This is a genomic window from Serratia sp. HRI, assembly GCF_010119335.3.
GTDB classification, from domain to species: Bacteria; Pseudomonadota; Gammaproteobacteria; order Enterobacterales; family Enterobacteriaceae; genus Serratia; species Serratia nevei.
The window spans coordinates 3,421,055-3,434,531 of sequence record NZ_CP083690.1 but is presented as its reverse complement, the minus strand read 5'-3'; the positions used below and the strand labels follow the sequence as shown (position 1 = coordinate 3,434,531).

Annotated in this window: 11 protein-coding genes; all 11 read left to right on the top strand. The window is 59.4% G+C overall.

Annotation, left to right across the window (positions count from 1 at the left end; all coding sequences use genetic code 11):
* Window positions 1-289: 289 nt before the first annotated feature.
* The 11 genes from GF111_RS16455 to GF111_RS16405 all read left to right on the top strand — a co-directional run bounded on the left by GF111_RS16455 (window position 290) and on the right by GF111_RS16405 (window position 13,457).
* Window positions 290-700 (top strand): GNAT family N-acetyltransferase, encoded by a 411-nt coding sequence (locus tag GF111_RS16455; protein WP_019453029.1) that lies wholly within the window; start codon window positions 290-292, stop codon window positions 698-700.
* Window positions 701-727: 27 nt separating this feature from the next.
* Window positions 728-1,417: a PAS and helix-turn-helix domain-containing protein gene (locus GF111_RS16450; protein WP_038879387.1), complete on the top strand. Its 690-nt coding sequence runs from the start codon at window positions 728-730 to the stop codon at window positions 1,415-1,417.
* 20 nt (window positions 1,418-1,437) lie between these two features.
* The gene (locus GF111_RS16445; RefSeq protein WP_047730842.1) at window positions 1,438-2,739 is read left to right on the top strand and encodes a cytosine permease; all 1,302 of its coding nucleotides are present in this window, start codon (window positions 1,438-1,440) and stop codon (window positions 2,737-2,739) included.
* A gap of 530 nt (window positions 2,740-3,269) precedes the next feature.
* Entirely contained in the window at window positions 3,270-3,884 is a 615-nt protein-coding gene (locus GF111_RS16440) for a helix-turn-helix transcriptional regulator (RefSeq protein ID WP_004937341.1), read from the top strand.
* On the top strand, window positions 3,885-4,781 hold the full coding sequence (locus GF111_RS16435; RefSeq protein ID WP_019453032.1) for a queuosine precursor transporter: 897 nt from the start codon (window positions 3,885-3,887) through the stop codon (window positions 4,779-4,781).
* Window positions 4,759-5,598 carry an NADPH-dependent 7-cyano-7-deazaguanine reductase QueF gene (gene queF / locus GF111_RS16430; protein ID WP_038879393.1) on the top strand — a complete coding sequence of 280 codons (840 nt, stop codon included), beginning with the start codon at window positions 4,759-4,761 and terminating at the stop codon, window positions 5,596-5,598. Before GF111_RS16435 ends, queF begins: the two co-directional genes overlap by 23 nt.
* Before the next feature lie 124 nt (window positions 5,599-5,722).
* Entirely contained in the window at window positions 5,723-7,870 is a 2,148-nt protein-coding gene (locus GF111_RS16425; RefSeq protein WP_094460808.1) for a phosphocholine-specific phospholipase C, read from the top strand.
* Between the two features lie 221 nt (window positions 7,871-8,091).
* On the top strand, window positions 8,092-9,018 hold the full coding sequence (locus tag GF111_RS16420; RefSeq protein WP_147191036.1) for an aminoimidazole riboside kinase: 927 nt from the start codon (window positions 8,092-8,094) through the stop codon (window positions 9,016-9,018).
* Between the two features lie 195 nt (window positions 9,019-9,213).
* Entirely contained in the window at window positions 9,214-10,614 is a 1,401-nt protein-coding gene (locus GF111_RS16415) for a carbohydrate porin (RefSeq protein ID WP_038881883.1), read from the top strand.
* Window positions 10,615-10,677: 63 nt separating this feature from the next.
* Window positions 10,678-12,048 carry a sucrose-specific PTS transporter subunit IIBC gene (locus GF111_RS16410; RefSeq protein WP_055312645.1) on the top strand — a complete coding sequence of 457 codons (1,371 nt, stop codon included), beginning with the start codon at window positions 10,678-10,680 and terminating at the stop codon, window positions 12,046-12,048.
* Entirely contained in the window at window positions 12,048-13,457 is a 1,410-nt protein-coding gene (locus GF111_RS16405; RefSeq protein ID WP_102779500.1) for a sucrose-6-phosphate hydrolase, read from the top strand. The genes GF111_RS16410 and GF111_RS16405 overlap by 1 nt, the downstream gene beginning before the upstream one ends.
* Window positions 13,458-13,477 lie beyond the last annotated feature (20 nt).

Below are 13,477 nucleotides of genomic sequence, written 5' to 3'. Positions count from 1 at the left end.
AGTGAGCTTGCTCTATCCGGTGGAGCCATACAGTACTGCAGTTTTCCCGGTGGGGCCCTGGTGAGGCGCAAGTAGGAAAAGATGGTGTAAGCAGGGCATTTCAGCGTTTTAATATCGCCTGTTTCACTATTTTCTTCTCCCTGTGACGCCTACTATAAGCGTCCCCTCACCCGGCGGAAAAGGGTGAAAACCACCCTTGAAATACATTAACGGAAGTGATATTAGAGGCGGTTAGGGCGAAAGTGCCTAATTCAGTTTTGAATAATTAAAACAGGGAATTATATTAAAAATGAATATTAATATCACCGACAAACCCAACCCGCAGGATGAAGAGTTCGTTATCGACAGCCTCTGGGCTCACAACCATAAAACCCAGCCCGTAGACATTCACCCACTGTTCCTGACCGTCACCGACGACAACCAGCAGATCGTCGGCGGCCTGGTCGCACGCACCTGGTGGGGCGGCCTGGAAGTGCAATATCTGTGGGTCGGCGATCAATGTCGCAAAAGCGGTTACGGCCGCCAATTGATGCAACTGGCCGAAGAAGAAGCCCGCAAGCGCGGTTGCCATATGGCCTATGTCGATACCTTCGATTTCCAGGCCCGGGGCTTCTACGAAAAACTGGGCTACCGGGTCTACGGCGAGCTGGGCGACTACGCACATCGCCACACCCGCCATTACCTGGCTAAAAGCCTGTAACGCGGCCTGAGCGGCGCAGAGGTAGGTATGGGTTCATCGCATAAAAATAATGAATCTTATTTTAAGGGCCTCATCACCATGATGGAGCACTTGAGCGAGCCCTGGGGCATCAAAGACCAGCTGTCCCGCCACCTCTATATGAATCGCGCCGCTTATCTCTATACCAATACGCCGCTGAATTTCGACGTCGCCGGCAAATATGACCACGAATTCCCCGCCGACTGGGCCGACTCCGCCGCCGATTTTATCGAGCATGACAAGATGACCGAAGCGGCGCGCGATCGGGTCACGGTCATAGAAACGCACTACTGGTACGGCAAAGACAACCTGACGCCGTTTATCAGCGAAAAGCTGCCGGTGTACAACGATGACAAACAGGTGATTGGCGTGATCTGGAACGCCAAGCCGATGAACAGCCTGTCGCCGCTGAAATACATCAATCAGCAAAAGCCCAGCGTGTTGACCACCGAAGTCAATAACGAGCTGTTCACCCGTGCCGAACTCGATGTCATTTTTCTTATGCTTCAGCGATTTACGGTGAAAGAGATCGCCAAAATCTATAACGTCAGCAATAAGACCATCGAAAACCGCATTTATAACATTTACCAGAAGGCCAACGTGCATACTCAGCAGCAATTTGAGGAGTACTGCAAATACGCCAACCTGGATAACTACATTCCCGATCGCCTGATAACCAAAGGCATTCAGTTTATTTGAACCGCAAGGAAGATCTCACCGTGATAAAGATCGAAGATTATCCGCTCACCCGGGTGCCGCAGGATAAAAGAGTTTCGTTTTTAAGCGTGGCCATCGTGCACATGGGCATGTTGACCGCGCTGGACCAGTTCATGCTCGGCGCCGTGCTCGGCAACTCCATGACGCTGATTGACGCCTTCACCGCCATTTTCGTCGGCAGCCTGATCTTCGGCGTGGTGACCTACGGCCTGGGGCTGGCGGGCATGCGCGAAGGGATTTCCGGCAGCCTGCTGGCGCGCTGGTGCGGCTTCGGCCGTCTGGGGTCGGTGCTGATTGGCGTGGTGGTGGCCGTCAGCCTGTTGGGTTGGTTCGGCATTCAGAACGCCATTTTCGCCAAGTCGCTCGACTTCGCGCTCGGCAATAAGCTGGGCTTCGGCCTGGCCGCCGGGCTCTCGGGCACGCTGCTGACCATCCTGGTGGCATTCGGCTTCAAAGCGCTGCGCATCGCCGCCCGTATCGCGGTGCCGATGTTCATCATGCTGGTGGCCTATATATCGGTGACCGCACTGACCGGGCATAACCTGCAGGAGATCATCCAGCTGGCGCCGCCGGGTGAACCGCTGACCATCAGCGCCGGCATCACCATCGTCGTCGGCGGCGCCATCGTGGCCAGCCTGATGACGCCCGACCTGACCCGTTACTCCAAAAACGGCAAGCACGTGCTCGGCGTCACGATCTTCACCATCATCGCCGGCGAGTTCGTGGTGAACGGCCTGGCGATCCTGATCGCCAAAACCCTGGGCACCGCCGATGTGGTCACCATCATGTCGCAAGCGGCCGGCGGTGCCGGTTTGCTGGTCGTGGTGTTCTCCACCCTGCGCGTCAACGATCTCAACCTGTATTCCTCTTCGCTGGGCATCGTCAACGCGGTGGAAGGCATCACCGGCAAAAAGCTGAAGTACACCTACACCACACTGGTGATCGGGATTCTGGGCACCACGCTGTCGGTGCTGGGCATTCTGGACCGCTTTGTCGACTTCCTGACGGTGCTTGGCGTAGTCTTCCCGCCGATTATCGGCATCATGCTGGTGGACTATTATCTGCTGCGCAGCCACCGCAAAATCCTGGACGAGAGCCGCCGCACGGGCCAGTTGCCAAACGAAACGCCAACCATTGGCTGGGCGGCGATCGTCGCCAGCATCGCCGGTGGCGCCGTTGGTCTGGCGACCGAATGGGGCGTACCGACCATCAACTCTCTGGTAGCCGCCAGCCTGCTGTATTGGGTACTCAAACTGGCCTTCAGCCGGGCGCAAAAACCGCTGGCCTCACAGAAGTCGCTCTGATTTTCGCCCATGAGTTAATGCACTCCTCCGGTAACGGGGGAGTGTTTTATGCTCGAGAAAGGTGGGCGTAACGGAAAAGAATGGGCCGATCGCGCGGACAAACGGCCATGATAGTTAGGGTCCCTGGTGTCGGTAGCAAGCAATCTATTAGGCTCAGAGTGTGGCAGCGCCCCCTCTGAGTTTTTTATTATAAAATCGTTGGCTTCAGTGTTTTGATCATAAAGAAAAACTTCAGCTTGAATGAACAGTAGCTTATGAAATCGGCTTTGGTCAACATAAAAGTACACATAAAATTGACTTTTGTGTTCACTTTTCCATAAGCAAAAGCTAATCAATTGATTTACACAGTTTTATCATCTTTGCAGGTCACCCCGATCGCCTGCGCTAACATCACTGCGCTAAACGGCTGACAAAAAACAATAATTACCACCAATAATCAGCCTGTTACCTCCCCCTCAGCGCCTTTTTATCTGGACAACGCCGACGCGTAAGATATAGTGAAGCCAGCGTAATGTTTGTAAGGACAGCCGATGAAAACCACCAACGCACAGCGCAAAATCAACATCATTAAAAATATTGAATATCTGATGCGTACCCGCGGTGAAACCAAGGCTTCCTTTTCCAACCGCAGCGGCCTGACGCGCACGACTCTCTACAAAATTCTTGACGGAAGAGTGAACAACGTTCAGCAATCCACCGTGAATCGAATTTCCGATTTCTTCGGGGTCTCCTGTGAAGAGATCGAAGACTACGATCTGGAAAAACTGGAGCTGCTCAACGAAACGCTGTCCACCGAGGGCAACAAGAACCCTTCCGCCATCCCAGTGATCCCGCAGTCGCGCTATCTGGCCGTCTCGCAGCGCAAGATCGGGCAACTGGTCACCGAGTTTCCTCTGACTTATTTCTTCGGCGATGAGTCGAACATGTTGGCAATGAAAATAGAGACCGAAATTAAAGGGTCATTTATTCCCGGCGAAGTCATCATCATCAAACGCCCGCCGGTACTGATTTGCGATTCACCTTTGCTGTATCACTCGGGAAAAAGCGGCTTCTTTGTGGTTGACGACAAAGACAGCGAAAGCATGGACAAACGCCCTCAGGACACCGTGCAATTCCTGGGTTATATCGTTGGAGAAAGGTTATAAATGGAACCGAATCAGAAGTTCAAGCTGTTGGGCTTCACCCGACATGGCACCATCGCGGCCAATGTCATGGTATTGGCCACCGGCAAAACCATTACCATGGGGCTGAATGAGCTGGCCGACAGCGAAATATCAGAAGATCTGAGCCGGCACGAGCTGCAGGCGCTGTACCGCAAACTCTATGGCGACAACAAACAAAAAACCGCCTACGAGCTCAGCGATCGCCACGAACGCTCCTGGTACGCCTACCTGATTATTACCGTGGCGCTCAGCGTGATTTATATTTTCTCAACGCTGTGCGGCGTCAAGCCGATCCAAATCCCGGTGCTGAATCTCATCACGCCACCGGCGATCTTCATCTACCCGCTCACGTTCATTCTGGTGGACATCCTCAACGAATTCTATGGATTACGGCTGGCCCGGCGCACGATTATCATCTCGTTTATCGCCAACCTGACCTTCGTCCTGGGGGTCTGGGTAACGACGCTGGTGCCGAGCATTCCGCAGTGGGAGTACAGCGAGACCTACAACGGCATCGTGCACAGCATCATGGCGGTGCTGGTGGCCTCGTCAGCGGCCTATCTGATCTCCGAGAACGTCAACTCCTACCTGCTTTGCAAAATCAAAGAGTTGACCAACTCCCGCTACCTGTTTGTGCGCGTGATCACCAGTACCGTTGTGGCTTCGGCCATCGACAGCGTGGTGTTCTGTACGCTGGCGTTCTACAACGTGCTGAGCTGGGACATCATCAAAACCATGATCCTGTCGCAGTTCCTGATCAAGGTGGTTTACGCCCTGCTGGGCGTCGGGCCAATCTACGCCACCCGCAGTCTGTTTAACCGCTACATCAATACCGAACAAGCAAAGGGCAATGAATATGCATATCCAAAAGCAAGATAAGATCACCCATCTTGGCGCGAACTCCGATTATCCGGATCAATATGCTCCCGCATTGCTCGAAGCCTTGCCGCGTGCGCGCGGCCGCGATCTGATCGGCGTGGACGAGCGGCAGCTGCCGTTCAGCGGCTTTGATCTGTGGACCGCCTTCGAGCTGTCCTGGCTCAACGCCAAGGGCAAGCCGGTGGTGGGCATCGGCGAATTTACCTTCCCGCACTCCTCGTCGAACCTGATCGAGTCCAAATCGTTCAAGCTGTATCTCAACAGCTTCAACCAAACGCGCTTTGACAGCGTGGAACAGGTGAGCGCCGCCATGCAGAAAGATCTGTCGCAGGCGGCCAACGGCCAGGTCACCGTCAAGCTCTATCCGGGGCTGGAAGGTTACCCGGCGCAGATCGAGCGCCTGCCGGGCATCAACATCGACGATTTGGATATCGCGGTCGACGACTTCACCTTCAAACCGGAATACCTGAGCGGCGCGGCCGAGAGAGGGGAACCGGTGTCGGAGACGCTGTCTTCCAACCTGCTGAAATCCAACTGCCTGGTCACCAACCAGCCGGACTGGGGCAGCGTCGTGATCCGCTATGAAGGCCGCAAAATCGACCGCGAAAGCCTGCTGCGCTACCTGATCTCCTTCCGCCAGCACAACGAATTCCACGAGCAGTGCGTCGAGCGTATTTTCAACGACATCAAGCAGAGCTGCCGTCCGGAAAAACTCAGCGTGTTCGCGCGCTACACCCGCCGCGGCGGCCTGGACATCAACCCCTTCCGCAGCGATTTCGAAACGGCACCGGCGCTTGGTCGCCTGATCAGACAGTAAGCGTTATCCCCGCAATGCTCCCGCCAGGGAGCATTGTTTCCCTCGCTTTCATCTCCCTGTTATTTTTCGCCATTATCGTCGTCAGCGGCTATCTTCAAAGCACACTGACGGAGATTAACGACGCATGCCTGACCTTTCACGCAGAGACATCCTGCGGGCTGCCGCCATCGGATCGGCGTTCTCGCTGTTGCCCGCCTCGATTCGCAAAGCGCTGGCCATCCCCGCCAACAACCGCACCGGCACCCTGCGCGACGTCGAACACGTGGTGATCCTGATGCAGGAGAACCGCTCTTTCGACCACTACTTCGGCACCCTGCCGGGCGTGCGCGGCTTCAGCGATCGCTTTACCATTCCATTGCCCGGCGATCGCCATGTCTGGCAACAGCAGGGCGCCGAACGACTGGTGCTGCCCTACCACCTGGACAGCAAACGCGGCAACGCCCAGCGCGTCACCGGCACGCCGCATTCGTGGGTGGATGAGCAAGCCGCCTGGGATCACGGCCGCATGAGCGCCTGGCCCACCTACAAAACGCCGGCCTCGATGGGCTACTACCGCCAGCATGAGCTGCCGTTCCAGTTCGCGCTGGCCAACGCCTTTACCCTCTGCGACGCCTATCACTGCGCTATTCACGCCGGCACCAACACCAACCGGCTGTTCCACTGGACCGGCACCAACGGCCCGTCCGCCGCCGACGTGGCGGTGGTGGTCAACGAATGGGACAGCCCCGGCCCGGCGGAGATCGGCTACCAGTGGACAACCTATCCGGAACGGCTGGAGGCGAGCGGCGTCAGCTGGAAGGTGTATCAATTCCTGCCGGACAACTTTACCGACAACCCGCTGGCGGGTTTTCGCCAATACCGCGCCGCCAGCATTCAGGTGGGCAATCCGGCGCGGCCGCCGAAAGACTTCAACGCCTTCGTGCCCTATCGCGATGCGCTTAACGAGGCCGCGCCACTGTACAAAGGCAACGGCAACACCCTGCCGGCCGCCGACGGCAACGATCTGGACGCCATGCTGGCCGGGTTCCGCTCCGACGTACAGCAGGGCAAACTGCCGCAGGTCAGCTGGATCATCGCGCCGGCGGCCTATTCGGAACACCCCGATCCCTCCAGCCCGGTGCAGGGCGGCTGGTTCACCCAAGAGATCCTCAACGCGCTGACCGACAACCCGGAGGTGTGGAGTAAAACCGTCCTGCTGGTCAACTACGACGAAAACGACGGCTTTTTTGACCATATGCCTTCGCCTTCCGCGCCGTCGCTGCGCGAGGACGGCAGCTTCGCCGGTAAATCGACGGTGCCGTTCGACACCGAGATCTTCCAGCACGTGGCGCCGCCCGGTTCGCAGGATCAACCGCCGCCGGACGGCCGCATCTACGGCCCCGGCCCGCGGGTGCCGATGCTGGTGCTGTCGCCCTGGAGCCGCGGCGGCTGGGTCAATTCGCAGGTCTTCGATCACACCTCGGTGCTGCAATTCCTGGAAAAGCGCTTTCAGGTGCATGAACCCAACATCAGCGCCTGGCGCCGCGCCGTGTGCGGCGATCTCACCTCGGCGTTCAACTTTGTCGACCCTAACGGCGAAGCGCTGCCGAACCTGCCCGCCACCAGTCGCCACGCCGCCGATGGCCTGCGCCAGCGCCAGGAACAGCTGCCGCAGGTACCGCTGCCATCGCCTGTCCACCAGCGTTTGCCCCACCAACGTCGCCTGGCGCGCCCTTCCCGCGCGCTGCCCTACCAGCTGCACGTCGAGGCCACCGTCGAGGCCGAACAGCGCCGCGTGACGCTGAACCTGTTCAATACCGGCGAGCAGGGAGCGGTGTTTCACGTCTACGATCGGCGAGATCTGGCGCAGATCCCGCGCCGTTTTACCGTCGAGGCGGGCAAGGCGGTCAGCGACGACTGGCAGACGGAGGATGAGTACCATCTGTGGCTGCTCGGCCCCAACGGCTTTCATCGTGAACTGCGCGGCGCCCTGAACCGGCCGCAGCCGGAGGTGCGTTTGCGCCCGACGGGCCGCAGCCTGCAGCTGCAGCTGAACAACCCGGGCACCGAAGCGATCGCGGTTACCCTCGAACGCTGCCCCTATACGCAGCAGGGCCCGTGGCACATCACGCTGCCGGCGGGCGGCAGTCACCAACAGAGGTTTGACGCCCGCGCCAGCGGCGGTTGGTATGACCTTACGCTGCAAAGCCCGGGAGGTTGGCTGCGCCGCCTGGCGGGCCGGTTGGAGGATGGCGAGCACAGCGTCAGCGACCCGCTGATGGGCCAGGAGTAAAGCGTTATAGATTGAAATCGCGGAAATTAAACCGCCAGCCTCTTTGTGGCGCCCACAGACGTCGGTTCTCCTGCGGAGGGCGCATTCTCAAAACCTTATCCCTGCCCCACCCCCGCTATTTTTTTGATCTCGCTCACGGTCGGATATTATTTCATTGCCTTGCTAAACCGGTTCTTCTATTTTAGCACCCCATCTGACAAGGACAAAAACAGGGATTAAGCATGATAAATCGCGTATGGGTACTGGGTGACGCCGTGATCGACCTGGTGCCGGAAAATGCCAACGGTTATCTCAAATGCCCCGGCGGCGCGCCGGCTAACGTGGCGGTGGGCATCGCCCGGCTCGGTGGCGACAGCGCCTTTATCGGGCGGGTGGGGCAAGACGGCTTCGGTGCCTTTTTGCAGCAGGTGCTGAGCGATGAAGGGGTGGATATCGGCCATATGCGGCCGGCCCCCGAACACCACACCTCCACGGTCGTGGTGGATCTCGATCTGCAGGGTGAGCGCTCATTCACGTTTATGGTGCAGCCCAGCGCCGATCTGTTTTTGCAGCCTGACGATCTGCCGGATTTCCAACGGGGGGAATGGCTGCACCTCTGCTCCATCGCGCTCTCGCAGGAGCCCAGCCGCAGCGCGGCCTTTGCCGCGATGGAGCGCATCCGGGCGGCCGGTGGCCGGGTCAGTTTCGATCCCAACATCCGCGAAGAGGTCTGGCGCCAGCCGGAAGCGCTACGCCCCTGCCTGCAAAAGGCGCTGCTGCTGGCGGACGTGGTAAAACTGTCGCGCGAAGAGCTGGCTTTCATCAGCCATCTTGACGATCTGGAGAACGCCATTCGCTGGATGATGCAAACCTATCCGCTGCGCCTGCTGCTGGTGACGCTGGGCGGCGACGGCGTCTATGTGCATGACGGCCAACGGCTGCGTCATTTCCGCGCGGCGCCTGTCGTTCCGGTCGATACCACCGGCGCCGGCGACGCCTTCGTCGCCGGGCTGTTAGCGGCGCTGGCACGCCTTCACGAATTGCCGCAGGAAGCGCAGTGGCCGGCGGTTATCGCCCAGGCGCAGGCCTGCGGCGCGCTGGCCACCACCGCCAAAGGGGCCATGACCGCCCTGCCCCACGCCGACGAGCTGGCGGCTTTCCTCCGTTGATCCTCTGCATCCACGGCGATCCCCAGGTTCGCCGTGGTCTTTTGCCCACGATTTGCGCGCTCGATCACAATAGCTGAATCGGGTTAGCTAACTGAGTTGCCAGCTCGCCTCCCTCTCGTTATCTTTCGCCATGAAAAACCGGTTTAGCAATTTAGCAAACAATAATAACAACCCTTACCCGGATGATAGACGATGATGAAAAAACTCAGCTATTTGGCGATAACAACAGGGCTTTTCCTCTCCGCTTCCAGCGCAGCGGCATCGGGCAGCGGCGGCATCGAGGCGCGCCTCAACGCCCTGGAACAACGTCTGGCGCTGGCGGAACGGCGCGCCGCACAGGCTGAAACCCGCGCGACGGCGGCGGAACGCCGGGCGCAACAGCTGGAACAACGCACCGCCAACACCGAACGGCAAACCGCGCAGATTGCGCAGCATGCCGCTACGCCGATTGCCCCGGCCAGCGCGCTGAAATTGAGCGGATTCAATGAGCTGAAGCTGTACGGCGACGTGGAGTTCAACCTGGACGGTGCCAGCCGCAGCGGCCAGCTGACGTCGCTGAAAGGCAGCGACCACAAGGACTGGAAGCCCGGCAACAAAGAACGTTGGGATATCAACGGCCGCATTCTGGTCGGGCTGGACGGCTACCGCCGCAATCAGGACGGTAACTTCTCCGGCTTCAGCGTGCAGCCGCTGGCGGACATGACCGGCAAAATGAATCTGGACGACGCCGCCTTCTTCTTCGGCAATGAAAAGAACTGGCAAACCAAAATCGGCCGCTTTGAAGCCTACGACATGTTCCCGCTGAATCAGGACACCTTCATTCAATACTCCGGCAATACCGCCAACGATCTGTACGCCGACGGCTTCGGCTATATCTACATGATGAAAGAAGGCCGCGGCCGCAGCAGCAGCGGCGGCAACCTGATGTTGAGCAAATACGCCGGTGATGTCTATTTCGAGCTGAACACGCTGGTGGAGGACGGCACTTCGCTGTTCCAGGACAACAGCTACCACGGCAACGCCCTGGACAATAAGAAAAACGTCGCCTATTTGCGCCCGGTGATCGCCTGGAAAAAAGACGCCTTCAGCATCGCGGCGGCAATGGAAAGCAACGTGGTGAATAACGCCTACGGCTATCAGGACGGCCAGGGCCGCTTCGTCGATCAGTCCAAGCGCAACGGCTACGGCATGACGATGAGCTGGAACAACAGCGCAGCCGATCCGAACAACGGCGTGGTAGCCAACCTGAGCACCGCCTATCTGGATGCGTCAGGCGAGCAAGATTTCACCGCCGGCGTGAACGTGCTGTGGCGGCGCTTCGAACTGGGTTATATCTATGCCCATAACAATATCAAAGAGTTCAATACCGCCGGGATCGCCGCCGATATCCACAACCCGCTCAGCGAACCGGGCAACTACGACATCCACACCGTTCATGCGTCGTATCAGATACCTAACATTATGAATATGAAGAATTTCAATTTGTATTTGGGGGCCTATGTCTCACTGCTGGAAGCCAACGCCGACAACAAGATAGCCAACGGCGACAACGACCAACGTTACGGCATGCGCGCCAGATTCAAGTATTTCTTCTGACATCGATTCACGTCGCTGCGCCGCAAACTGCGCAGCGGCATTTTTATTTAGCAAGGGGACAACATGGACATTACCGCAACCGCCAACGCGCTGTTGCCGCTGCTCGGTGGTAAAGAGAATATCGCCAGCGCCGCCCACTGCGCCACGCGCCTGCGCCTGGTACTGGTGGACGACAGCAAAGTGGATAAAGAGGCCATCGGCAAACTGGATGGCGTCAAAGGCTGTTTCAGCAACGCCGGTCAGATCCAGGTGATCTTCGGCACCGGGCTGGTCAACAAGGTGCATGCGGAATTCATCAAGGCGGCAGGCGTCAGCGAATCCAGCAAGGCCGAAGCCGCCGATATCGCGGCGAAAAAGCTCAACCCGCTGCAGCGCATCGCCCGTCTGCTGTCGAACATCTTCGTGCCGATCATCCCGGCGATCGTCGCTTCCGGCCTGTTGATGGGGCTGCTCGGCATGGTGAAAACCTATGGCTGGGCCGATGCCAACAGCGCGCTGTTCATCATGCTGGATATGTTCAGCTCGGCGGCGTTCATTATCCTGCCGATTCTGATCGGCTTCACCGCCGCACGCGAATTCGGCGGCAATCCCTACCTGGGTGCCACGCTAGGCGGCATTCTGACGCATCCGGCGCTGACCAACGCCTGGGGCGTCGCCGGAGGGTTCCACACCATGAACTTCTTCGGTCTGGACATCGCCATGATCGGCTATCAGGGCACCGTGTTCCCGGTGCTGCTGACGGTGTGGTTCATGAGCGTGCTGGAAAAGCGGCTGCGCAGGGTGATCCCCAACGCGCTCGATCTGATCCTGACGCCGTTCCTGACGGTGGTCATCTCAGGCTTTGTCGCCCTGCTGTTTATCGGCCCCGCCGGCCGGGCGCTGGGCGACGGCATCTCCTTCGTGCTCAGCACGCTGATTGCCCATGCGGGGTGGTTCGCCGGGCTGCTGTTCGGCGGCCTCTATTCCGCTATCGTCATCACCGGCATCCACCACAGCTTCCACGCGGTAGAAGCCGGGCTGCTCGGCAATCCCAATATCGGCGTCAACTTCCTGCTGCCTATCTGGTCGATGGCCAACATCGCGCAGGGCGGCGCCTGCCTGGCGGTGTATTTCAAAACCCGCGACGCCAAAATCAAAGCCATCGCGGTGCCTTCGGCCTTTTCCGCCATGCTCGGCATCACCGAGGCGGCGCTGTTCGGCATCAACCTGCGCTTCGTGAAGCCTTTCCTGGCGGCGCTGGCGGGCGGCGCGCTCGGCGGCGCCTGGGTAGTGGCCAACCATGTCGGCATGAACGCGGTCGGGCTGACGGCGATCCCCGGCATGGCGATCGTGCAGGCCAGTTCGCTGGTCAGCTATATCATCGGCCTGGCAATCGCTTTTGGCAGCGCCTTCGTGCTCTCCCTGCTGCTGAAATACAACACGGACGCACAATGATGGAAGAACTCAGCTTAATCAAACAGGCACTGCGGGCGGTCATGAACGGCCAGCCACTCGCGCTGCGCGATCCGCACCGCCCGACCTGGCATCTGGCGCCCAGCGTTGGCTTGCTGAACGATCCCAACGGCTTTATCCAACACAACGGCGTTTATCACCTGTTCTATCAGTGGAATCCGCTGGGCTGCGATCATCGCAACAAGTGCTGGGGACACTGGCAGTCGATCGATTTAGTGCATTGGGAACATCAGCCGCTCGCCCTGGCACCGGGCGCCTGTTACGACAGCCACGGCTGTTACTCCGGCTCGGCGGTGGTGGCGGAAGACAAAGTCACGCTGATCTACACCGGCAACGTGAAATTCCCCGACGGTTCACGCACCGCTTACCAATGCCTGGCTCAGGCAAGCGATCGGGGCGAATACCGCAAACTCGGGCCGGTGCTGCCGCTGCCGGAGGGCTACAGCGGCCACGTACGCGACCCGAAAGTGTGGCGTCATCAGGATGCCTGGTACATGGTGCTCGGCGCGCGTGACTTGCAGGATCGCGGCAAGGTGCTGCTGCTGCGCTCCAGCAATCTGCGCGACTGGCTAGCACTGGGAGAGATCGCCGGTTCCGGCCTGAACGACCTGGGCGAATTCGGCTACATGTGGGAGTGCCCGGATCTGTTCTCGCTGGACGGCGGCGACGTGTTGATCTGCTGCCCGCAGGGGCTGGCGCCACAGCCGGAACGCTACCTCAACCGTTATCAGGCCGGCTATCTGCTCGGCAAGCTGGATTATCGGCAGGCGGCCTTCAGCCACGGCGAATTTCACGAGCTGGACGCCGGCTTCGAGTTCTACGCGCCCCAGACGACGCCGGCGGAAGATGGCCGCCGCCTGCTGTTCGCCTGGATGGGCGTGCCCGAGCAAGATGAAGAAGCCCATCCGACGCGTCGTTATGGCTGGATCCACACCATGACCTGCCCACGCGAGCTGTCGCTGCGGCATGGCCGCCTCCACCAGCGCCCAGCGCGCGAGTTGCAACAGCTGCGCGGCGAGCGAGAAGACTGGCGAGGCCGCGCCGATGACGCCCCCACCTATGCGCTGGGCGCCGCGGAGCTGCAGCTGACGCCGCAGGGCGCGTTCAGCGCCGCCTTTGGCGACGCGATGACGCTGAACTGGGACGGCGAGCGGCTGCAGCTGACGCGCGCCTCTCTGGCCGACGGCCGGCCGGAGCACCGTTACTGGCGCGGCCCGGTCACGCATCTGCAGCTGCTGTTCGATCGCTCCAGCGTGGAGATCTTCATCAACCACGGCGAGGCGGTGATGAGCGCGCGCTACTTCCCGGCAGGTGAACCGCAACTGCGGCTGAACGGGAGCGCGCCGCTGGCGTTGGAATACTGGCCGCTGACGCCATGCATGCTAGAATGACGCATCCTCCGATGACTTCA